General features: G+C 55.1%; 23 protein-coding genes and 1 pseudogene. 15 read left to right on the forward strand and 9 right to left on the reverse strand.

Going from position 1 to position 22,341, the window contains the following annotated elements; genetic code table 11:
* Positions 1-30: 30 nt before the first annotated feature.
* The 8 genes and pseudogenes from IAE27_RS04640 to IAE27_RS04670 all read left to right on the forward strand — a co-directional run bounded on the left by IAE27_RS04640 (position 31) and on the right by IAE27_RS04670 (position 4,835).
* The gene (locus IAE27_RS04640; RefSeq protein ID WP_004102264.1) at positions 31-771 is read left to right on the forward strand and encodes an amino acid ABC transporter ATP-binding protein; all 741 of its coding nucleotides are present in this window, start codon (positions 31-33) and stop codon (positions 769-771) included.
* An 8-nt stretch (positions 772-779) separates the two neighbouring features.
* Positions 780-1,478 (forward strand): amino acid ABC transporter permease, encoded by a 699-nt coding sequence (locus tag IAE27_RS04645; protein ID WP_004113220.1) that lies wholly within the window; start codon positions 780-782, stop codon positions 1,476-1,478.
* 9 nt (positions 1,479-1,487) lie between these two features.
* On the forward strand, positions 1,488-2,240 hold the full coding sequence (locus tag IAE27_RS04650) for an amino acid ABC transporter permease (RefSeq protein ID WP_004102262.1): 753 nt from the start codon (positions 1,488-1,490) through the stop codon (positions 2,238-2,240).
* Positions 2,230-3,072 (forward strand): transporter substrate-binding domain-containing protein, encoded by an 843-nt coding sequence (locus IAE27_RS04655; RefSeq protein WP_070557650.1) that lies wholly within the window; start codon positions 2,230-2,232, stop codon positions 3,070-3,072. The genes IAE27_RS04650 and IAE27_RS04655 overlap by 11 nt, the downstream gene beginning before the upstream one ends.
* A 4-nt stretch (positions 3,073-3,076) precedes the next feature.
* Positions 3,077-3,616, forward strand: coding sequence for an L-2-amino-thiazoline-4-carboxylic acid hydrolase (locus IAE27_RS04660; protein WP_200092033.1), 540 nt, complete (start codon positions 3,077-3,079; stop codon positions 3,614-3,616).
* The gene (locus tag IAE27_RS29560) at positions 3,604-3,729 is read left to right on the forward strand and encodes a VOC family protein (RefSeq protein WP_224257837.1); all 126 of its coding nucleotides are present in this window, start codon (positions 3,604-3,606) and stop codon (positions 3,727-3,729) included. Before IAE27_RS04660 ends, IAE27_RS29560 begins: the two co-directional genes overlap by 13 nt.
* Positions 3,730-3,732: 3 nt before the next feature.
* Positions 3,733-4,034: pseudogene (locus tag IAE27_RS04665) on the forward strand (hypothetical protein).
* A 12-nt stretch (positions 4,035-4,046) separates the two neighbouring features.
* Positions 4,047-4,835, forward strand: coding sequence for a pyrroline-5-carboxylate reductase family protein (locus tag IAE27_RS04670; RefSeq protein WP_142475077.1), 789 nt, complete (start codon positions 4,047-4,049; stop codon positions 4,833-4,835).
* On the opposite strand, the gene IAE27_RS04675 is transcribed toward IAE27_RS04670, so the two are convergent.
* Positions 4,832-5,788, reverse strand: coding sequence for an AraC family transcriptional regulator (locus IAE27_RS04675; protein WP_004851102.1), 957 nt, complete (start codon positions 5,786-5,788; stop codon positions 4,832-4,834). The genes IAE27_RS04670 and IAE27_RS04675 overlap by 4 nt on opposite strands.
* A 108-nt stretch (positions 5,789-5,896) precedes the next feature.
* On the opposite strand from IAE27_RS04675, the gene IAE27_RS04680 reads away from it, so the two are divergent.
* Positions 5,897-7,096, forward strand: coding sequence for an MFS transporter (locus IAE27_RS04680; protein WP_142475078.1), 1,200 nt, complete (start codon positions 5,897-5,899; stop codon positions 7,094-7,096).
* A gap of 289 nt (positions 7,097-7,385) precedes the next feature.
* Here the strand turns inward: IAE27_RS04680 and IAE27_RS04685 are convergent, their stop codons facing one another.
* Genes IAE27_RS04685 through celB form a run of 3 tightly spaced genes read right to left on the reverse strand, consistent with a single transcriptional unit; the run spans position 7,386 to position 11,123 of the window.
* The gene (locus IAE27_RS04685; RefSeq protein WP_115239578.1) at positions 7,386-8,843 is read right to left on the reverse strand and encodes a leucyl aminopeptidase family protein; all 1,458 of its coding nucleotides are present in this window, start codon (positions 8,841-8,843) and stop codon (positions 7,386-7,388) included.
* A 2-nt stretch (positions 8,844-8,845) separates the two neighbouring features.
* Complete coding sequence (locus tag IAE27_RS04690; protein WP_023321003.1) at positions 8,846-9,799, reverse strand: N(4)-(beta-N-acetylglucosaminyl)-L-asparaginase; 954 nt, start codon at positions 9,797-9,799, stop codon at positions 8,846-8,848.
* Between the two features lie 4 nt (positions 9,800-9,803).
* Complete coding sequence (gene celB / locus IAE27_RS04695) at positions 9,804-11,123, reverse strand: PTS cellobiose transporter subunit IIC (protein WP_004102253.1); 1,320 nt, start codon at positions 11,121-11,123, stop codon at positions 9,804-9,806.
* A 154-nt stretch (positions 11,124-11,277) separates the two neighbouring features.
* Between celB and IAE27_RS04700 the strand changes: the two genes are divergently transcribed.
* The gene (locus IAE27_RS04700) at positions 11,278-12,099 is read left to right on the forward strand and encodes a hypothetical protein (protein WP_023321001.1); all 822 of its coding nucleotides are present in this window, start codon (positions 11,278-11,280) and stop codon (positions 12,097-12,099) included.
* A 107-nt stretch (positions 12,100-12,206) separates the two neighbouring features.
* Here IAE27_RS04700 and IAE27_RS04705 read toward each other — a convergent pair whose 3' ends face one another.
* Positions 12,207-12,536 (reverse strand): NIPSNAP family protein, encoded by a 330-nt coding sequence (locus tag IAE27_RS04705; protein ID WP_023321000.1) that lies wholly within the window; start codon positions 12,534-12,536, stop codon positions 12,207-12,209.
* Between the two features lie 286 nt (positions 12,537-12,822).
* Here IAE27_RS04705 and IAE27_RS04710 point away from each other — a divergent pair, with 286 nt between their 5' ends.
* The 4 genes from IAE27_RS04710 (at position 12,823) to IAE27_RS04725 (ending at position 16,566) form a co-directional block, all read left to right on the forward strand.
* On the forward strand, positions 12,823-13,632 hold the full coding sequence (locus IAE27_RS04710; RefSeq protein ID WP_004102250.1) for an ABC transporter ATP-binding protein: 810 nt from the start codon (positions 12,823-12,825) through the stop codon (positions 13,630-13,632).
* 22 nt (positions 13,633-13,654) lie between these two features.
* Positions 13,655-14,611, forward strand: coding sequence for an ABC transporter substrate-binding protein (locus IAE27_RS04715; RefSeq protein WP_017145830.1), 957 nt, complete (start codon positions 13,655-13,657; stop codon positions 14,609-14,611).
* Positions 14,608-15,615 (forward strand): FecCD family ABC transporter permease, encoded by a 1,008-nt coding sequence (locus IAE27_RS04720; RefSeq protein WP_156529710.1) that lies wholly within the window; start codon positions 14,608-14,610, stop codon positions 15,613-15,615. Before IAE27_RS04715 ends, IAE27_RS04720 begins: the two co-directional genes overlap by 4 nt.
* Positions 15,616-16,059: 444 nt before the next feature.
* Positions 16,060-16,566, forward strand: a complete 507-nt coding sequence (locus tag IAE27_RS04725; protein ID WP_200092035.1) for a hypothetical protein — start codon at positions 16,060-16,062, stop codon at positions 16,564-16,566.
* 140 nt (positions 16,567-16,706) lie between these two features.
* Here IAE27_RS04725 and IAE27_RS04730 read toward each other — a convergent pair whose 3' ends face one another.
* Complete coding sequence (locus tag IAE27_RS04730; protein ID WP_196550051.1) at positions 16,707-17,429, reverse strand: SAM-dependent methyltransferase; 723 nt, start codon at positions 17,427-17,429, stop codon at positions 16,707-16,709.
* Positions 17,430-17,990: 561 nt separating this feature from the next.
* Here IAE27_RS04730 and ompC point away from each other — a divergent pair.
* On the forward strand, positions 17,991-19,076 hold the full coding sequence (gene ompC, locus IAE27_RS04735; protein WP_017145831.1) for a porin OmpC: 1,086 nt from the start codon (positions 17,991-17,993) through the stop codon (positions 19,074-19,076).
* 129 nt (positions 19,077-19,205) lie between these two features.
* Here the strand turns inward: ompC and IAE27_RS04740 are convergent, their stop codons facing one another.
* The 3 genes from IAE27_RS04740 to IAE27_RS04750 form a co-directional block, all read right to left on the reverse strand.
* Positions 19,206-20,468 carry a PTS galactitol transporter subunit IIC gene (locus tag IAE27_RS04740; protein WP_004113196.1) on the reverse strand — a complete coding sequence of 421 codons (1,263 nt, stop codon included), beginning with the start codon at positions 20,466-20,468 and terminating at the stop codon, positions 19,206-19,208.
* An 89-nt stretch (positions 20,469-20,557) separates the two neighbouring features.
* Complete coding sequence (locus IAE27_RS04745; RefSeq protein WP_004102238.1) at positions 20,558-21,553, reverse strand: 2-hydroxyacid dehydrogenase; 996 nt, start codon at positions 21,551-21,553, stop codon at positions 20,558-20,560.
* A gap of 16 nt (positions 21,554-21,569) precedes the next feature.
* Positions 21,570-22,331, reverse strand: a complete 762-nt coding sequence (locus IAE27_RS04750) for an SDR family NAD(P)-dependent oxidoreductase (RefSeq protein ID WP_004102236.1) — start codon at positions 22,329-22,331, stop codon at positions 21,570-21,572.
* Positions 22,332-22,341 lie beyond the last annotated feature (10 nt).

A 22,341-nucleotide genomic window follows, 5' to 3' on the forward strand; every position in this document is an offset into this window, starting at 1 on the left:
CAAATAATCATTATTCACGAATATCTCATTATGATAACGCTCAATAAGATCAGTAAAAGCTTCTCCGGTGAAAGAGTGCTAAAAGAGGTATCCCTCAGCATTCATTCCGGCGAGATTATTTGCATTATTGGCCCCAGCGGCTCAGGGAAAACCACGCTATTACGTACACTTAATTTCTTAGAGCCTGCCGATAGCGGGCAAATAAGAATAGATGATGTGGCGCTGGATTGCGCAAAAGCGGGAAAAAAGGAGATTGAAAAACTACGCTCAAAAACCGCTATGGTTTTTCAATCGTGGAATCTTTTTCATAATCTCACCGCACTGCAAAATATTACCGAAGGCCTGATATACGCTAAAAAGCGCCCGCGGCAGGAGGCGCTGGCTATTGCTGAACGACTCTTAAAGCAGGTGGGGTTACTGCATAAAAAAGACCACTATCCGCACAGTCTCTCCGGCGGCCAAAAGCAGCGTATCGGTATTGCGCGGGCGCTGGCGATTAACCCCGCCGTTCTGCTGCTGGATGAGCCGACCTCCGCGCTGGATCCGGAAAAAGTCGGTGAAGTGCTGGAGCTTATTCAGACCATTGCCGCCGCGGGCCAGACGATGATCATCGTGACCCACGAAATGGCGTTCGCCCGTCAGGTCGCTTCCAGGGTGGTATTTATGGAAAACGGTGAAATCGTTGAACAGGGCCCGGCGGAACAGATATTTGGCGCAGCGCAGCAGGGCCGAACCCGGGCGTTTCTTGCGCAACTGCACTATCATGCCTGAGGCTGATGATGAACAATAACCCGCTGTTTAGCTGGCAGGATATCGCCGGAATAGTGCCGAAACTGCTGGAAAATTTACCCGTGACTCTCGGCATAACGCTGGCGTCGCTGCTGCTTGGTTTGACGATCGCGCTGCTGATTGTGCTGCTGCAGTTTAGCCGCTTTAAGCCGCTCAGCGCGGCGGCAAAGGGGTATACCGACATTCTGCGCGGCGCGCCTCTGGCGCTGCTGATCCTGCTGTTTTTCTTCGGCGGCAAATTAATTTTGACCGCGCTGGCGCTGCCGCCGCTGTGGATTAGCGATACCACCTTTGCGGTGCTGTCTATCTCGGTCAGCATCAGTCCCTACTTTGCAGAAATGATGCGTTCAGCGTGGCGCGCGGTGGATAGCGGCCAGAAAGAGGCCATTATCAGCCTGAATATTCCCTGGCATCAGGGAATACGACGGATTATTTTCCCCCAGGGATTTATTATTGCTATTCCCGTCTTTGGCAATCTTTTAATTAATCTCGTGAAAATGACCTCGCTGGTCAATATTATTGGCATTGTGGATATTTTTGGTCGTGCACAAAAGATTTCGCAAAATAGCTACGGGGCTAAACAAGTCGCGGCATTTATTAGCGTTATTATCGTCTACTGGGTGCTAAATAGTATTATTCTCTATTTTACCACTCGTATTGAAAAGAAATATCAGTTCCTGCTGGAGTGATAAATTAACATGTTTAGCCTGGCGTTCATTCGGGACAATTTTACGTTTATTTTAAGCGCGCTGCCGGTCACCCTGACGATAACGTTATTATCCTTACTGTTTTCCACTTTGCTGGGCGCAGCGCTGGCGTGGACGATTATTCGTCAGGTACCCGGCGTTCAATGGCTGGCGAAGGTTTTCCTCTCCTTTGGCCGTTCGGTCCCGGTCCTGGTGATGCTGTATTTCTTTTTTTACGTCTGGCCGTGGATTGCCGCCGGGCTGTTCGGCGGCCCGCAGGACACGATGTACCGCTATAAACTTTCGCCGCTGGCGGCGGCGGTCACCGCGTTATCGCTGATCTTCAGCGCGTATTTCGCCGAAACCTTTCGCGCGGGATGGAACGCGGTTGATAAGGGGCAGCGCGAGGCTGCATGGTCAATTGGGCTGAGCGGGTTCACGCAGTTCCGACGCATTATTTTTCCACAGGCGGCGGTATCCGCGCTGCCGAACTTTACCAGCGTGCTGATCGATCTGATTAAAGACACTTCGCTGGTTTACACCATCACCGTTGTTGATCTGATGGCGAAAGCCAATATCGCCGCCGCGCGCGGGTTTCATTTTGTCGAAGCCTACTGCGTCGTGCTGGTGATTTATATCGTGCTGTGCCTGGCGATTGCCAGAGCATTGCGCAGGGCAGAAAGGTTTCTGAGCGTCCGCTGGCAAGGCAACGCAGAAAAGAGTGTTCCACGGTTATCATTTTGGGGAAGGTATTTTGAAAAATAAAATTTTACTGGTGAGTGCGCTGGTGTTGGCAATGGGAATGGACGCCGCGCAGGCGGTTGAAAGAAGCCCAAACGCGAAAACGGTTGAGGTTGTCGTCAATGCTAACGGTTTTCCCTTTAGCTTTGTTGACGATAACAACAATATTACCGGTTACGATGGCGACCTGTTAAAGGTGCTGGACCAGCGGTTAACGGACTATACGTTTCATTTTAATGCGGTCTCTCGCGATGCGATGATCGTCGGCCTATCGACTGGCGCCTATACCCTCGCGGCGGATCACTTTTATCTCACCAAAGAGCGGGCGGAAAAATACGACCACTCTGGCGAGCCGACCGGTATCAGCGATTTACGCCTGATTGTACGTAACGATGAGAACGATATTCATAACCTTGGCGATCTCGCCAGCGGTAAGAAAAAACTGGTGCCGATTCATACCTCCGACGCCCGTTATACGGTGATTGAAAACTACAATAAAAAACATCCAGGCCAACAAATTAACCTGCAGCCCAACGGCGAGCAGTCTGCCGCCGATATCTTTAAAGCGGTAGCCTCCGGGGAATACGATGCGGCGATTTATCCTATTGGCGCGCTGCTGGCGTTAAATAAGGCGCTAAATCTTAATCTGAAAGCTTCGGATTCCGTCGGCCTGTTTCCTAACGTCTATTTGTATAAAAAAAATACCGATCCGCAGCTAATCAAAGCGATTGACGCGCAGCTGGTTGCCCTGAAAAAGGACGGCACGCTCGCTGACCTCTCGCGGAAATGGTACGCCGAAGATGTATATGCCCTGCCGGGCGCCAGCGACGTGAAAGTAAATACCGACTGGGAATAAGCGCATGACGCAAATAAGCTCGGAACCGGCGCATAACGCCGCCACCTTAAACGATGAGGTGACCCTGGCGCTGCGCGCCATTACTGAAAAACGCGCGGCAACGATCGGTTACCTGTTGGACGAAAGCCGACAGCGCGATATCGCGGATGATTCTGTCCGTGAAGCAATACGCCACTATGGCCACGATATCGGGCATAAGCTGCGCGCGCAAATGCGCGATCGAAAAGATTTGCAGGAGTTTGCCGGGCTGTTTACCCGCGGTCTGGAATCTCAGGTTTATGAGATGGAGCCCGTTAGCGCCAGCCGGGCCGAATTTATCGTCCTGTTTCACTACTGTCCCTATGTCAACTGCTGGCGGCAGCAGGGGCGAGGCGCCAGCGAAATTGAGACGCTGTGCGATATCTGCATGGAAGGCGATCGTGCGCTAACCGACGCGTTTCCGGGGCTGCATTTAGAGGTGCAGACCGCGCTGGCTCGCGGCGATGCTGCCTGTCGGCTGCGTTTTTATCAGGCAGAGGAGCGGGAGGGCGAATGGCAACCTTAACGTGGGGCCACGCGGTCCAGTTTGTTAATCAGCCGGAAGCGGCGGTTCAGGTATTAAGCGGGCAAAAGCTCAACACGGTGGCCGGTGGGCGCCACCCGGGCTGGGGGACCTGAAATGTGCTGAACTATTTCGGTCTGACCTGGATCGAATTTCTGGCGATTGCCGATGATACAGAGCTGCTTTCCGACGCGGAGACGTTTTTACTCTCCCGGGATGCGTCACGATTGGTGCCGGATAATGAAACGCTGTATCGGGTGGCGCTGCGCTCCATCCGCAGGGGCTGGCGGTGGGCGGTCGAGAGTTTCTTTTCCGCCAGGGCGCGGCGAATCAACTGACTGAACTGGGGTTTCGCGTTGCCAACCCGGCGCTCAAAGGCCGACGCTTTCGCGTTGGCAACGGCGAATATCTTTTTGAATAAGGAGTAATACTCATGGCCAGGATCCATTTTATTGGCGCCGGACAGATGGCGGAGGCGATTATTCGCGCGTCATTAAGCCACGGTGCGCTGCGGGCGGACGCGATCTCGCTCGAGGATATCGACAGCACGCGAGTCGAGCCTCTGCGCGCCCGTTATCGGCTGTCGCGCGACGGTGGTGTAAACGAGGCCTCTTTGCTGGTGCTGGGGATCCGTCCGCAGGACGATCTGGCGGGGGTGGCGAACCGCGTGCGCGCGCAGCTAAACGGCTCGACAACGGTGGTATCTCTGATCGCGGGGGTGACCCTGGAAAAGCTGGCCTCCCTGTTTGGTGCGGCAACGCCGATTGCCAGGGCGATCCCCAATACCCTGACCGATACCGGATTTGGCTATAGCGGCGTGACCTTAAACGCCCACGCCAGCGCGGCTGAGATCGAGCCGTTTCTGCGCGGCTTTGGCAAAGTGCTGTATCTGCCTGAGCGGTTGATCGATATCTTTACCGGCTTTGGCGTCGCGGGACCTAACTATATTTACTACTTTATTGAGTCCCTTACCGATGCCGGCGTACTGGCGGGACTGCCTCGACCCCAGGCAACGGAGGTGGTGCTGGAAAACCTGCTCGGCGCGGTCGAGATGCTGCGCCAAAGCCAGAAGCATCCGCGCCAGCTTCTGGATATCAACAATTCCCCGGCGGGAGTCGGGATCCACGGTCTGTATGAGCTGAACAACAGCGATTTTGCCGCGGGGCTTCAGCGCAGCGTACTGGCGGCGGTCAGGCGCACCCGTGAACTGGGACAGTGCTAAAATCCTTCTTCCCGCGACAGATCGCGCAGCGCGCCCGGCGCCTTTCCGATAATGCGTTTAAAGGCGCGGCTGAAGGCAGCATGAGAACTGTACCCCAGCCTGAAGGCCACTTTTTCCAGCGCCTGACCCTCATGGGAAATGTACTGCACCGCGAGGCGCATACGCAGCTCGGTAAGATAGCGGGCGGGCGTGGTGCCGGTGGCGGAGAGGAAGCGTTCAGCAAATACCGAACGCGAAATTCCCGCCTCGCGGGCCAGATCCTCGACTTTCCAGTTAATGCCCGGCTGCTGATGCATAACGTAAATGGCTTTAGCCAGTTTAGGATCGCGCAGCACCTGTACCCAGCCGGTGGCGTTGCCGCAGCCGCACTCCACCCAGCCGCGGACAATCAGCGCTGCGACCACATCGGCCAGCCGCGCCAGAATACCGGCGTAGCCCGCCTGTCGAGTGAGGCTTTCGCGTTCCATGGCTGCCAGCATCGGCGGGATCTCCGGACGGCTGGTCAGCAGGCTGCTGACCAGCATCACTTCGGGCATCGCTTTGACTAACGGCTGCATGCCGCCAAGCTCAAAGTCCATACAGGCGCTGAAGATAATGGCGCTGTCGCTTTTCGCGTCGTCGCAGGCGTTTTTGACGCAGCTTACCGAGTCGCAAACCGGTTCGCTGGGCAGTCTGGACACGTTAACCACCGTTGCCTGGTCATCGGAGAGCAGCACGTGACCATCGCCGTTAGGAATAAACAGCGCATCGCCGCTCTGCAGCATCAGGCGCTGGCCGCTGACCATGCGCAGCAGTACCGGTCCCCGGCTGATAAAGTGGAACTGCGCTTTACCAGGTACGAAGCCGAATTCGACGCCAAAAGGGCGCGAGGTTTCGATGCGGCGGTAGTTGACGCCGGAAAGGCGCATGCCGCGCAGAAGTTCGCTGGTGAGATCGAGGGCGTGCTGAGTCATAACATCATTCCCGGACGAATTATCAATAATCACAGAGTATGTATCATAGATCGTCCGAACAGAACCGCCTAACCTTAACGAAATGTTAATTGTTCTGGAGAGATGTTTATGAGTTCCTGCATTGCAGTAGAAGAGAGCCTGGCCAACGCCAGGCCCGCGTGGCGCGCCGTTTATGCGCTGGCGCTGGGAGTATTTGGCCTGATTGTCGCCGAGTTTCTTCCTGCCAGTTTGTTGACGCCGATGGCGGCAAGCCTGGGCGTTAGCGAAGGCATGGCGGGGCAGGCGGTGACCGCGACGGCGCTGGTGGCGTTAGTTACCGGGCTGCTGATCACCACCGCGACGCGAAATATTGACCGCCGCTGGGTGCTGATGTTCTTCTCCGTTTTGCAAATTATCTCCAGCATGATGGTGGCCTTCGCCGGTTCGCTGGAGTTTTTGCTGCTGGGACGTCTGCTGCTGGGGATCGCCATCGGCGGCTTCTGGTCAATGTCGACCGCAACCGCCATGCGTCTGGTTCCGGCGGCGATGGTACCGAAAGCGCTGGCGATTATCTTTTCCGCCGTTTCCATCGCGACGGTAGTGGCCGCGCCGCTGGGCAGCTATTTCGGCGCGCTGATCGGCTGGCGCAACGTCTTTCTTATCTGTGCGCTGCCGAGCGTGGTTGCGCTGCTCTGGCAGCTGTGGGTTCTGCCTTCCATGCGGCCGGAGAGCGCGGGCAGCTTTGCCACCCTGGTTAAAGTGCTGCGCCGTCCGGGCATGGTTGGCGGAATGCTGGCGACAATCCTGATTTTTAGCGGCCACTTCGCCTTCTTTACCTATCTGCGTCCGTTCCTCGAAACCGTGGCGCAGGCCAGCGTCGAAGGGGTTTCCCTGATCCTGCTCGGTTTTGGTGTGGCGAACTTTATCGGCACGTCGATTGCCGGACATCTGTTGGCCAGAAGCCTGCGCATGACGCTGGCGCTGGTACCGCTGGCGATGAGCGTGCTGGCGCTGATGATGGTGACGTTCGGCCACTTCGCGCTGCTGGACGGTCTGCTGGTGGCAATGTGGGGCTTCGCCTTTGGCCTGGTGCCGGTGGGCTGGTCGACATGGCTTGCCACCACGGTGCCGGATGAGGCGGAAAGCGCGGGGGGTCTGCTGGTGGCTTCTATCCAGCTGGCGATTAGCGCCGGTGCCGCCGGCGGCGGGGCGGTGTTCGATCTTAACGGCGCCAGCGGGGTTTTTGTTGGCAGCGGTTTGTTGTTGGTCAGCGCGATGGTGATAGTGCTGTTTGCGGTGAGAGTAAAACCGGTGGCGAGCGAGGAGTAGGGCCTTTCCCGGGCCAGGAAGCCTGCGGATTTTGCAGCCCGGACAGATGTGCAGCATCGCCTCCGGGAAATTCTGCCACTCTGCGCTCTTTTCCCGGGGGCGGCGCAAAGCGCCTGCCCGGGCTACCGGCCCGCAGGCTGCTGGTAACCCGCAACCCGGGGAATGTGCGGAGACGTGGTATTGCTGCGGCTTCTTCCCGGCTCGCGCTGCGCTTAGCCGGGCTACAGGATCGCTGACTGCTGAGAACACGTAGCCCGGACAGATGCGCAGCATCGCCTCCGGGGAGGGGTTAACTCTCTCCGATATCGTCGAGCAGATGCTGCACCAGCAGCGGAACAGGCCGACCGGAAGCGACGCTTTTACCACCTTCTCGCCACAGCGCTGTACCGCTGACGTCCAGATGGGCCCACGGGATCTCCGGCGGACAGAAATGCTGCAAAAGCCAGGCAGCCGAAGCGCTGATCGCTGCGTTATTGCCCGGCGTGTTGCACAGGTCGGCGATTGCGCTTGCGGTCTGTTTCTTCAGCCTGCTATCCAGCGGCAGTGACCAGACCTCATCTCCGCTTTTTAACCCCGCCTCGGTCAACGCCGCTCGTAGCGTGTCGCTTTGGGTCATCAAACCGCTCAAATCATAGCCCAGCGCCTTAACCACCGCGCCGGTGAGGGTCGCAATATCAATAATATAGCGCGCCTGCGGATACCGCTGGCTGGCCCAGGCAATGGCGTCGGAAAGCACCAGACGGCCCTCGGCATCGGTATTATTGATCTCTACCGTCAGGCCATTGCAGGCCCGGGCGACGCTGCCCGGCTGCATGGCGCCGGGACCAATCGCGTTTTCCGCCAGCGCCAGTACCCCCATTACCCGCACCGGTAGCGCCAGCTCGGCGATGCTCAGCATCAGGCCGAGAACGTTGGCAGCACCGCACATATCGTACTTCATGGTGTACATTCCGGCGCCTTCCTTGAGCCACAGCCCGCCGGTATCAAAGGTGATGCCTTTACCCACGTAGCAACGAACCGGGCCCTCGCTGACGCCCTCATAATGAATCGCCAGCAGGCGCGGCGGGCGTTCGGAACCTTTACCCACCGCATGCAGCAGGCCGAGCCCCTGATCGACAATCGCTTTTTCATCGAGAACTTCGCAGCGCAGAGCAGGAATATCGGCGCACAGACGACGGGCTTCTTCTACCACGTACTGCGGCGTACACTGCTCCGAAGGCAGATCCGCCAGCCGCCGCGCGGCGAGCATACCGTGCGCCGTGGCCCGTTGACGATGGGCGAGGGCATCCAGCGTCGACCGCTGTTCAGGTAAGGCGTAGAGGACCAGCTGACGCAGGCGTGGCCTGACGGCTGTATTCTGATGCAGACCTAAATCAGCAAGCTGCCAGTCGAGATTAAACAGTTCGCGCAGCGCTTTGGTTAACGCGCCGGCGGTCTCTCCCAGCGAACAATCAAGGATAAGCGATTCGCTCACCGGCTTTTTGTATAGCGGCCGCAGCGCCTCGCTCAGCCCATCGTTAAGCGCATCCCGCCAGTGCGCCTGCGGGATAAGAGTGATGCGCGCGAAGGGCGAACAGCCGAAGCGGGTGTCAGCCACCTCGCCGCGGGCGGCCTGCACCGCCATTTCTGTGAGCAGGGTGCTGTCGTTGAGCGGGGCCTGTTTTAATAGCGTGCTGCCCGGCCAGGTCACCAGGTGCGCGCCGTTACAGTCGCTATCCAGTTGATTGATTAAGCGATAATCCAGCATGGTTACTCCTCGATGGGGGCGCGAATGCGTGCGGCATAGGCCTGCATCCATTCGTCGTCCACCGGACGGTAATGGGTTTTCTCCTGCACGCGTTCGGCGCAGAATACGGTGAGCGGCTGCGTCGCGGTGGCGACGACAAAGGAGAAGGTTTTTATATTGGTGGCCGCGCCGAATTCCCCGCGGCGGTTCATGCACACCACCGAGAGATCGCCCGCACGGCCAAAGCGCGACATCAGTTTGTCTTCCAGCTCGCAGACTACCGAGTCCGCTGCCTCCTGCGGCGTCATGCCCTGAGCCATTCGCCGGACAATCTCGTAGCTGGTACAGCCTTTCATCAGATCTTCACCGACGCCGGTCGCCGTAGCGGCGCCGATTTCGCTGTCGCAGTAGAAACCGGAGCCGATAATCGGAGAATCACCGAGCCGCCCGCGCTTTTTCATAAACAGGCCGCTGGTCGAGGTGGCAACGCTCATGGAGCCCTGTTTGTCGAGGCCGATAATGCCCACGGTATCGTGGCCGTCGTAAGGGCTGAGGCCTTTATCCAGCGTTTCGCGACAGCGTTTCCGGTAGTGCTGCATGGCCCGCTCGGTCAGCATGGATTTGGCGGCGAATCCCTGACTGATGGCCCACTCTCTGGCGCCCTGGCCAACCAGCAGACTGTTATAGCGCTGGCGGCTGAGGGCGTGGGCCACTTTGACCGGGTTGGCAATATCCACCAGGTTGCCGACCGCACCGAAGGCGAGGGTATCGCCATGCATAAAGGCGGCATCCAGCTCAACCTCGCCGTTTTCCGTCGGCAGCCCGCCGTAGCCTACCGATTTGTAGAGCGGAAAATCTTCTACCGCCGCCACCGCATCGACCACGGCGCTGGCGGTATCAGCGCCGGCTGCCAGCGCCGTCGCGGCTTCCGTTACCCCTTCCAGCGCCATTCGCCAGGTGGCAATCATTCCCCACATTGGTTTACTCCTGTTTAGCAAGCGTGTTGTCCGTTTCGGTACGGGAGGTTGTCTCCGCCGCGCGATACTGCTTATCGACGATACGCATGAAAGGCAGATATAGCATGGCGCCAATCAACAAATTGAGGATCTGCATTACACTGCCGCTAAGATGTCCGGTCACGATAAACCCGCTGATCACCGGCGGCAGCGTCCAGGGAATAAACACCCCGGTGGTGACGGCCACCGCGCCGATTTTCATCGCCGCGTACTGCACCGTGACCAGCACCAGCGGCACGAGGTTAAAGGGGATCAGCATGATCGGGTTCATGATCACCGGCAGGCCGAAGAGGATGGGTTCGTTGATATTAAAGATGGAAGCGCCGGCCCCGAGGCGGGCGACCTCGCGCATATTTTTACTGCGGGCGAAAATCAGCATGGCGATCACCAGCGACAGCGTTGCGCCCGCGCCGCCCATCCAGATCATATCGAAGAACTGCTCGGTGATAATGTGCGGCGGGGTCACGCCGGCCTGAATCGCGGCGATGTTATCGGTCTGATTTTCCATCCACAAAGGACGAATAATGCCGTTGATCATTGAACCGGAGTTGATGCCGACGGACCACAGAATAGTGATGCTGAATACGGTCATCAGCGCGCCGAAATAGGAGGTACCGTAATGGCGAACCGGCGAGGCGACGACCTCATAAATGAACTGGTGAATAGTGGCGTAGTGCGTGTGTTCAAACCCGATGCGAATCGCCAGGATCAGAATCATCACCAGCAGGGCCGGGATCAGGGCGGCAAAAGACTCCTGCACGGCGGGTGGAACCCCGTCAGGCATCTTAATCACCAGCTTCTTGCGCTTTAACCAGCAGAAGAGTTCGGTCCACAGCAGCGAACCGATCATGGCGACGAACAAACCTTTGGTACCGATCCATTCAACGGGGATCACCGTGATACCGCCGTTTTCAGCGACTTTAATAAAGGGGGTGAGGATCAAAAATCCCACCAGCGACAGGATGCCGCAGGAGATACGGTCATCCCCGTAGTGCTCCGCCAGGCGGTAGGCCACCAGGAAGCTGATAAACAGCGACATCGTGGAAAATACCGCATTGAACGGGATTTCAATTATCGCACTCCAGCTGGCGCCGAAGGTGCTGGCCATAAACTGCTGATAGCTCTGATTAGGAAACGACGAGATCACCAGCAGAATTGAACCGACAATAATAAAAGGCATGAATGAAACATAGGCGCCACGAATAGCGCCGAGATGACGCTGCTGGGCAGTTTTCGCCGCCAGAGGCATCAGTTTTGCTTCAAGAAATCCCAGAACATTGTTCATTGTGAACTCCGTACAAGATCGACAGGGGCTGTGTGTGTTATCTATGGCGGATTATGCGAGAAAGCGGTGGGCTGAAAGGTGAAGCGGTTCACAATGTCTTCTCTGTAACTATATATATCTCATATGATTAGTTATATTTTCCGTCGAGGATTGTATGGAAATCAAGCTGCATGCCAACGCCACCACCACCCCAAGAACGCGAAAATATCTCCAGGAGTCGACGAAAAGCGACCGCGAACTGGCGCAGGAACTGGGTATATCAATCACTACGGTTCGTCGCTGGCGCAACCGCAGCCAGATTTCAGATAATCACACCACGCCACATCTGATACACAAAGTATTGAGACAAGAGCAGGAGGCGCTGATTAACGCCCTGCGCGATATACTGCGTGCGCCGCTGGACGAGCTGCTGTTTATGGTGAATGAAGGGCTGGGTATCACCCTTTCACGGGCCACGCTAAACCGCTATCTTCGCCCGGCCCATGAGGGGCGGAAAAACGCCGCGCCGCAGGGAAAGAAAGCGTTAAAAGCGGGGATGAGGCCGGATACCCTGACGCTGCATTACCGGCAGCTCGCGCTGTCGATGGACGATGGCGGCGAGCATCATCTGCTGTGGGCGCAGGAGCCGATCAGCGGCTGGTGCTTTGGTCGTATCTATTCCGGCATTTCGCCCGCGCTGGTGGATAGCTGGCTGAACCAGGCGCTGGAAGCCTGTCCGGCGCAGATACAATGTCTTGAGACTTATGCTCATAAGGGCTTCGAACCGATACGCGCGGATTTGTCATGCACAACGGTGATCGCGGAGGAGCGCGGGGCGGTACAGCTTAGCGAACGATTGGCCAATATTATCCCGGCGCTGGATGAGCCTGACGCAACGCTGCAGCGGCTGTGCACGCTGTGGAACCAGGGACGGGCGCAAAAGAAACTGGGCGACAATACGCCGCAGGGCTTTCTTGCCTCGCTCAATCAGATCTAAATTCAGCGACAGGATCAGGGGCGGTCTCCGCATTGACTGAGAACCGTCACCTTCTCCGACAGCAACAAAGCCCTTTACTTGTCGGCCCGCGTCAGCCCCTGTGCCGGTCAGCCGTTTCGCAGGCCATCAACCGCGCTGGCGCTTAGAACCATAACCGATTTTACGCTTACGGCAATCATGTCGATGATGGCCTGACGTGGGCCTTCGCGCCACGCGGGGCTACTGTAAAAGCGCTCCTGGGAAGCGTTTAAATGCGCCAGGTCGTCATAAGCCCGAATCAGGTAATAAGCGTCGTTGTCTTCCACCGAATTGCCAAAGGAGACGATATCCATCCCGGCGGCGCGATGGCGGGGGGCGCTTTGCTCCTGCATTACGCGGTGAAAATCATTCCCGGTACCGGGTTTAAGGGTATAAAGCAAAAACTCTACCGTTTTCATCCTGAAGTTTCCTTTCAAAACCGCCGAGTGGGCTGGCAATAGAACACAGCGTCGGCCTGAATACAACTCCTCCAGAACCTAACGCCTCTCCCGGGCAGTATCGATCGCGGGTTGCCAACGCCCGGCAATAATTGATATGTTATATTATAACAAATAAAGCATTATAAAATATGTGACTATTAACCTTTCTTTTTAAATGATAATGATTATCATCTATGCGGGTGAGAATAATTGATTGCGAGCGCATTTTACCAGGCCGCTCGGCAGAGAGCAGGAGAAGAGGCTAATGGAGAGGCGTTTGACAAACGGGAGTAGGGCCAGCGAAGCGGTGCTTAGCGTCAATATTGCATCGCTACCGCGTCCTGGCGGCGGCGCGCTTCTTACGGATATTCATTTCCACGCCAGAAAAGGAGAGTGCCTGGCGGTGATTGGGCCTAACGGCAGCGGCAAAACCTCCTTATTACGGGCGATAGATCAGCAGCTGACGACGCGGGAGGGCGAGATTCGCTTGAATGGCCGCTCGGTTTCAGCGTTAACCCGCCAGCAGCGTGCCCGGCAGATCGCGGTCCTTGCGCAGAATGATGCCCCGGATATGCGGCTGGCGCTTGAGGATTATGTCGCCCTCGGGCGGATCCCCCACGCCAGGGAGATGTCGCGTCGTGACCATGACATCATCGTGACCCGGGCGATTAATGATACGGGACTACAGAGGCTGCGAACGCGCTCGCTATCGGCATTATCCGGCGGTGAGAGGCAGCGCGCCGCGCTGGCGCGGGTACTGGCCCAGTCGCCAGAACTGGTGTTGCTCGACGAGCCTACCAACCATCTCGATCCCCCGGGTCGGGTTGAGCTTCTTTCTTTAGTTAAAAACCAGGGGATCACGGTCGTCGCGGTATTGCACGACCTTTCGCTGGTGGAGTCCTTTGCCGACCGGGTTTTGCTTTTATCGCAGGGGCGCGCCGCAGCCTGGGATGTGCCCGAGCGCGTCCTTATTTCGGAACAGCTCTATCCCGTCTTCGGCTTAACCAGCTTTACCGTGCCGCATCCCGAGACCGGGAAGGCGCTGCGGATTTTTGAAGTTCCAGGCTATGCGTAATCAATTTTGAGGATGACGAAGAATGAATAAATGGCTTGCCGGCATGATGGCGGTTTTTTCTATTACAGCGGCGAACGCAGGAGATTTTCCTGTCACCATTGAGAGTTGCGGAACGCCCGTAACCTTTACCCAGGCGCCGAAAAGGGCGGTCATACACGATCTAAATATGTCTGAAATGGCTTTTGCTCTCGGTTTACAGGACCGTATCGTGGGTTTAACCGGGATTAGCGGATGGTACAAAATGACGCCGCAATTTAAGCAGCAGATGGGGGCGATTCCTGAGCTGGCGCCGAAGTATCCCTCGCTGGAAACGCTGCTGGCGGCTAATCCGGACTTCTTTTTCGCGGGCTGGAATTACGGCATGAAAGTGGGCGGAGAAGTCACCCCTTCCGTGCTGGCTAAATACGGTATCAAGACCTTTGTTCTGAGTGAGAGCTGCGTGTTTACCGCTAAGGACAAACGAAAAGCCAGCATGGACCTGCTGTATAACGATGAGCTAACGCTGGGCAAAATTTTCGGCAAACAGCGGGAAGCGCAGGCGCTGGTCGACGGCTGGAAAAAAACGCTCAATGCGCTGCCCAGGCCGCCGCAGGGCGTGCAGCCATTGAAGGTGTTTGTTTATGATTCCGGCGAAGACAAGCCCTTTACCAGCGGGCGCTATGCTATGCCGACCGCGATTATCGAAGCGGCCGGAGGTCAAAACGTCATGGATGGCCTCGAAATAAGCTGGGGCACCACCTCATGGGAAAGCGTCGCGACGGCGGAACCCGACTTTATTATTCTTCTCGACTATCAGACCGGCAGCGGCGCCGACGCGCTGCGCCGCTTCCTCGAAAATCATCCGTTAATGAAGCAGACCCCGGCGGTGAAACACCAGCGTTATCTGAAGCTGCAGTATGCTGAATTGACGCCCGGTCCGGCAAATATTAAAGCGGCCGAAAAGCTGGCCCATGCGATGTATCCAGCGGCTAACCAATGAGTTCAACGCCATATCGTTACTACTGGGCCGCGTGGGGCGCGCTACCGGTGTTAGCCGGGTTGATGCTGCTCAGCGTGGCGAAAGGCAGCGTACCGCTATCGCTGACGCAGATTCTGGGGGCTTTACGGCTGCTTGATGTGCCAGTTTCGGACATGATGGCCCGTATCGTCATTGATTTGCGCGTGCCGCGAACGCTGCTGTCGGTGCTGACCGGGGCGGTGCTGGCGATGGTAGGCGGCCTTTTACAGACCACCACGCGCAACGATCTGGCCGATCCTTTTCTGTTCGGGCTCTCCTCCGGGGCATCGGCGGGGGCGGTGCTGGTGATTACCCGGTTCGGCGAGCGGCTAGGGGGGCTGACGCTGCCGGTGTCGGCATTCGTCGGCGGGATCTGCTCTGCGGTGGCGGTGATGCTGCTGTTTCATTTTAAAAAGCAGCGCGGCGCCGAGCATTTAGTCATTTGCGGGCTGGCTATCTCCTTTTTATTCGGCGCGCTGACCAGCTATCTGATTTTCTCCGGCGACCAGCGGGCCGCCAGTTCAGTGCTGTTCTGGTCCCTGGGCGGCCTCGGCCTGGCGCGGTGGGATAATTTACCTTATGCCGTATTCAGTCTGCTATTTCTCTGCGCTTTTATCCTGTTACGCTGGCGATCGCTGGATGGCCTGTTGGCCGGAGAACAGACCGCGCAGTCGCTGGGCATCAACGTCAGCCGCCTGCGGATGGAGGTGTTTTTCTGCTGCGCGCTGGCGACATCGCTGCTGGTGGCCTTAACCGGAGTGATCGGCTTTATCGGGCTGATGGTGCCGCATATGTGCCGCTACTTTTCCGGGGTTAAGCATCTGCGGTTGCTGCCTTTATGTGGTCTGTGGGGAGCTGTACTGCTGTGCGGCGGCGACATTGTCAGCAGGACGCTGCTGGCCCCGCAGGAGCTGCCTATCGGGATCATTACGGCCGGCATCGGAGGACTGTTTATTATTATTCTGCTGGCCCGGAGCCGGACATAATCTTTATCAGCGCCGGGCCGCAAGCCCGGCATTTTCATCTGCTGCCACCTAAACGAATGGCAAACAAACCCTCAGAAGTTCGATCTCGCCGTCACATCGCGGTACGTGCAACACCTTGGTAACCGAATTTATCTGTTTATAAAGCGTTTTCTCCAATGTAATTGGTTGAATATATTCTGCATGGCAGAATGTTCTCCTGTTCATTTCTTTGCAACTGACGTTTAATGAGAAAAATCCTAAAGAAAAGGGAGGTATGGTTGCCGTCGTCGGGGGCGAGAAATGTCAACAGGGTAAATTTTACGGGGATTTATCTGAAATTTGCTCGTCTGGACAATAAATATTAATCAAACCTATAATTCACCCGCTTCACTCATGGGTATATTCCCATGGCGCGTATTATACGCATTTCTATAAAGGATGATTGCACTTTCGTGAGGGAACGGAATGTTAACTATTTTCAGCCATAATCATTTTTTTAAAAAAGCCATGCGTCTGAAAATAAATGATATAAAAGCGGTCAGAAAGGCGAATCTCGTCGATCTGTGCTTAACCAGATACTCATCCAGCAGCCATGCGCAGTTTCATTTTTTGATAAACAGCTTTGAAATGAAAAAGAATTTTGTGTGTTTCAAGGTGGAAGGCAATATCATTTGCTTGATCAACAAGAGGCGCACCGCGCACATCGCCAGTATTATCGCCAGAGTCACTGACGGTATCCCTGTCGGTGAGGACATCACCCTAACGGAAAGAGAATTCCAGTATATTTTTATTATGAAATTTAACGTGCTGGCAAAAGACTATCCGGAACTGCTCGGCATCTCACCTAAAGCCTACAGCAACTATAAAAGAAGATTAATTGATAAATTCGGTTTTAACTCATTTCATGCGCTGTTGGCGCTGTCTAATTATTTACACGCTCTTTCGCTGATTGATAAATTCACCCCAGACTAATTGCCCGCGATGATACTGCGCGCAGGCTAATCCTGTTAATTACCGTCAACCTCCTGGTTTCAGTGCGCCGTTCTATCACCGCGCCATTGCTTCCGGCGCGCACTCTCCGGCAGGGCGAGCGTCGATGCCAGGCGACAGGTTTATTTTTTTACCCGGCCAATGATTTGCATAAAGCGCAGCTGCTGACCCAGCTCATCATTTCTCATGGCGGCATCGGTAGCGGCAAAATCATTATCGCACTTTTGCCACTCTAGCCACGCCTGACGGCCGGATGCCATATGACGGCACTGATTGACCGCAAGATGCTGGCTCCCGGACCAGATTGCGCGCCAGCGGTCGGTGGTAAAAAGGGCGATGCCGCTAGCAATGAGCGCATGGATTTCAGGTCGCGTTTCAGCATCGCTGCTGCGCAGACCCGGGATGACAATAGCCACCGTTCCGCCGCCTTTGACATAAGGCGCAATGCGCTGGTCAAAGAACAGGGCATCGCGGGCAAAATAGTGCCAGGCATTGATACTGACCACGGCATCAAAGGCGTCGCGGGCAAAAATACCCAGTCCCGGCAGGGTGCTGATATCAAGATTGATCGGGGTGATTTTATTGTCCATGCCCGCTGCCGCAAAACGCCGGGCGTTATCGTCGGCGCGAACCCACAGATCCGCCGCGACCACCTCCACGCCGAATTCCGTCGCCAGATACATCGAAGATAACCCTGTCCCACAGCCCAGATCGAGAATACGCATCCCTGGCCACAGTTCCAGGGAGCGGCTAAGCTCTTCAACCAGCCTTAATACATTTGGCCCCATCATATTTTGATTGACATACGTCTGCGGGCAATTCGCTGGACTAAATTTATTCATCATCACTTTCATCCCTTGAAAATAGAGTCATCGCTATCCGTTTCACACAATTTCTAAACAAATCTTAAACCGCCGGGCTATAATGAATGTGGATTTTGTAAAGAACTTTCAATAACGCCAGAGCTTATCTTGATACTGGAATTAATTCTGAATGCGAAAATCAGAATATACCTTTGAAAACACGATCTGGCGAATCAGGATGTTTATGGTTAAGGATTTTCTGAAGAAATAATTATTCATAACATTATGATTCATATGACTTTTAACAAATTGAAATCTTTAATTATTCTTATCATTAGAATTTCCCTATGAGAAATTATTTATTTTGGTTAAATCTGCTGATTTCAGGGGTTGTACAAGATGTGATTTAGAATAATTGCGGGCTCAGAACGGGGTTAATTGATGTGTGTCAATTAACAACCATCGTTTTCGTCACAGTTATTGTATTTGGTATAAAAATTCGGAACTTTTAATTTCAAGTCTCTTTGCGAATTATCGCATAATGGTCTCGCTCAGAAGGTATCTGAGATTTGATATTCTATTAATAGTTAGGGACGAAATAATATGAAATTAAAATTACTAACAGTGGCCGTCTCTACACTTCTTGCTGCAGGAACCGTGCAGGCAGCTGAGGTGTATAACAAGGACGGAAACAAACTCGACCTCTATGGGAAAGTGACCGGCCTGCATTATTTCTCCAGCGATAAGTCAGAAGATGGCGATCAGACCTATGCCCGTCTGGGCTTCAAAGGTGAAACGCAGATCAACGACCAGCTGATCGGCTACGGCCAGTGGGAATATAACTTCAGCGCCAATAACGTTGAAGGCGACAACTCCGGCGACAAAACGCGCCTTGCGTTTGCTGGCCTGAAGTTTGGCGAATTTGGTTCTCTGGACTACGGTCGTAACTACGGCGTTGCCTATGATATCGGCGCCTGGACCGATATGCTGCCGGAGTTCGGTGGTGATACCTGGACCCAGACCGACGTCTTCGCCACCGCGCGTACCACCGGCGTTGCCACTTACCGTAACAACGGTTTCTTCGGTCTGGTTGACGGTCTGAATATCGCCGTACAGTACCAGGGTAAAGAAGAGGGCAACGACCGCGATCTGGCGAAACAGCATGGCGACGGCTGGGGTATGGCCTCGACCTATGAGTACGAAGGATTTAGCGCAGGTGCGGCCTACGCGGCATCCGATCGTACCGATGCGCAGGTCAGGGAAGGTCGCGTCAATCCAGACTTCTACGCCCGTGGCGAAAAAGCGGAAGTGTGGGCGGCCGGTCTGAAGTACGATGCCAATAACATCTACCTGGCGACCACCTATGCGGAAACCCGCAACATGACTAAGTTCGGTAAAGGCTATATCGCCAACACCGCGCAGAACTTTGAAGTGGTTGCTCAGTATCAGTTTGATTTCGGCCTGCGTCCGTCCATCGCCTACCTGAAATCAAAAGGCAAAGATCTGGGCCGCTATGGCGACCAGGATCTGGTTGAATACGTTGATGTAGGCGCGACTTACTACTTCAACAAGAACATGTCTACCTACGTGGACTATAAAATCAACCTGCTGGATGACACCAGGTTCACTAAAGATGCCAGCATCAGCACCGATAACATCGTTGCCGTGGGCATAACTTACCAGTTCTAAAATTCAGCCTTTTATCAGCCATGCCTGCCAGCTTACCCTCCTGGCAGGCATTTTTTATGGTGGCGAGCGGGCGATAATAAAAAGCCCGGCGCCGTTTCCCGCGCCGGGCAGAGTGAGAAGAGAGGGAATTTACGGCGCGGTAGTGAAAAACTCGCCGAATTTCACCGCCAGCCAGCCCACCGGCGTGGTGGCTCCGCCAACGATATTGGTAATTTCCGCCATCCCCTCCGGCACAGGAATATTAGAGTTGACCGCCGCCTGAGTGTATTCCCGCGAAATATCCGTTCCGACGTACAAAATGCAGGTGACCACTAGCGTGCCGGTGATAAACATGCGGAACATATTACGTTTGCAAAACGGCGTTACCATCGCCAGCAGGAACATCAGGGAGGCCAGATCGACAAACGGCAGCACGCGGTTGCCTGGCAGAATAATCGCCAGCACCACCGCCATAGGGATCAGCAGCAGGCCGGTTGCCAGCACCGAAGGTTCGCCAATAAGCAGTGCGGTATCCATGCCGATATAGAAGTCGCGGTTGGGGAATTTCGCCTTCAGCTTCGCTTCCGCGGCATCGCGCACGATCAGCAGGCCCTGCACTAAAATTTCGATCATTTTCGGTAGCAGCAGCATGGCGGCGGAAACTTTAATCGCCAGCGATACCGCCGCCGAGACATCGTACCCGGCCAGGAAGGCCAGCAGCAGCCCCAGCACGAAGCCCAGAGTGAGTGGCTCCCCGAAGACGCCGAATTTTTTATTAATGCTTTCCGGGTCGAAATTAATTTTATTGATCAGCGGGATCTTATCAATAATATAGTTACAGGCAATACCAAACGGCACGTAGGTTATACAGGTAAGATGGGGAAATGATATCCCTTGCAGATTATAGTTTTTTTGCAGATAGGGTGCGGTTAAATCCGCCGCCAGTAGCGTTAAGATAAATATGCCGAAAGTAATGCCGACGGAGAGCCAGTAGTTACCGGTACCGGCATAGACGACTGAACCCATAATCAGGAAAATCCAGTAGTTGAATATATCGATATTTACCGTTTTGGTTAATTTCAGCAGCAGCATGGCAATATTGATAACGATAAATCCCACCACTACCGGCAGCATCAGCGGCGAGCCCCAGCCGATAGTCGAGGCGGTCGGCCAGCCGGTATCGACCACCGTCAGGTGCAGGCCGATACGCTCTACCATGGCCTGCGATGCCGGCCCGAGGTTGGTTAATAGCAGGCCGATCACCAGTCCCACCCCTTCAAAGCCGATGCCTACCAGCATCCCGGCTTTAAATGCGGTGCCGATTTTAACCCCAAAGCACAGTGCGATAATAAAGAATATTACTGGCATCATCACTGATGCCCCCAGGCTAATAATGCTGTTGATAATATCCATAATATTTCCTTAAAAGGCGGCCGAATTGGGCGCGAGCGAACCCGTGCCCAATGGGCCGTAGCAAAAACCTTAAGCGGCTCTTTTAATATTTAACCGAGTTGCTTCAGCAATATCTCTGAAAAAATCTTCGGCGAATTGCTGAAGGCATCAATGGTACTGCCGGCAATATGCGGCGTTATCGTGACGTTATTCAGCGAATAAAACGCGCTATCGTCCGGCAGCGGCTCGTCATCAAAAGTGTCGAGGGCAGCGCCCATGATTTTACCCGCCCGAAGCGCGGCGATCAGATCGCCTTCATTAATTAACCCGGAGCGCGCCGTGTTGACGATGATGGCGCTCTCCTTCATTAATTCAAAATGATGGGCGTTGATCAGGTTTTCCGTTTCCGGGGTCATACGGGCATGCAGCGAAATCACATCCGCACGGCGCACCAGTTCGTCGAGAGTATCCACCTTTTCATAACTTTCATGGCCGGGGACGTACTTATCGTAAAAGATAATCTCGCTGCCGAAACCGCGCAGGAAGCCAGCCACCAGCTGCGCGATATGCCCCAGCCCGACCAGACCGACCACTTTGCCGCCCAGTTCAGGAATGGCCCGGTGGTTAGGACTCTCTTTGCGCCAGAACTTATCGCGCAGCGCATCGTGTGAGCGGGCGATATTGCGCATTTCCGCCAGAATCATCCCGACGGTAAATTCCGCCACGCTGCGGGCGTTACGCCCCGGCGTGTTCATCACCTCAATTCCGCGCGCTTTTGCCTCCTCCTGATTAACGTTTTCAATCCCGCCGCGCAGCACCCCGACGTATTTAAGCTTTGGCAGCTTGTCGAATACCGCCGCGTTAACCGGGGCGAACTGGACTATCAGGATCTCCGTCTCCTCAGCACCCTGAAGCAGAGCGGCAGGCAGCGCCAGCGCCTCAGAACCTTGCTGTTCAACCAGTAAATTATCCTCCTGCAGTTTTTCAATTGACTCGTGCGACCATTCGCGTACTTCCACTGCAATACCTTTATCTTTGAGCGCTTTCAGACCCGCGTCCATCATCGCTGCATTGATAAACAGATCGGCAATTGCCAGACATTTCATAATCATTCTCCATAAATTAACGCATCAACATACCGCCGGTGACATCCAGAGTCGCTCCCGTCATATAGCGGGTTTTCGGTGAGACCATGAAGACGCCGATGTCGGCAATTTCGTGCGGTTGGGCCACCCGGCCTACCGGTATACGGCTGACGTAATAGTCAGGATTCTGTTCAATGTTTTTACGGATCATCGCGGTATCCATGATGCCGACGGCGATGTTGTTGACATTGATTTTCTGCTTCGCCACCTCGCGCGCCAGCGAGATTGAGAAGGCCACCAGACCCGCCTTACTGGCCGCGTAATGAGCATGACCGGTGGTTGAACCGTGGAAGGCCGCCTGAGACGTGATATTCAGAATACTGCCGGCCTGATCTTTCGCCAGGCAGTGGTTGACAAACAGCTGGCTCAGGTGGAACACCGCCTTCAGGTTGACGTTCATCACGCTATCCCACTCCTGCTGGGTGATTTCAGTGACGTAACCGCTCAGCCAGATCCCGGCGTTATTGACCAGAATATCGGCGTTCCCCAGGCGTTCGAGGCAGGTCGCGAAAAGATTCTCCCGGCTATGCTCGTCGGAAAGATCGGTTTTCACCGCAATAATTTCGACGCTAGCGCTACTTTTTACCGTAGCGATCAGCTGTTCCGGGCGCTCCTCATCACGCATATAGGTGAAGCAGATGTTGACCCCTTCTCGGGCGAGTGAAAGGACAAACTCTTTGCCGAGGCCCGTAGCGCCTCCGGTAACGATAGCCGTGCGGTGGTGTAAATTCAGATCCATACTTTCCTCA

Source organism: Klebsiella sp. S69 (assembly GCF_016516145.1).
Taxonomy (GTDB): domain Bacteria; phylum Pseudomonadota; class Gammaproteobacteria; order Enterobacterales; family Enterobacteriaceae; genus Klebsiella; species Klebsiella oxytoca.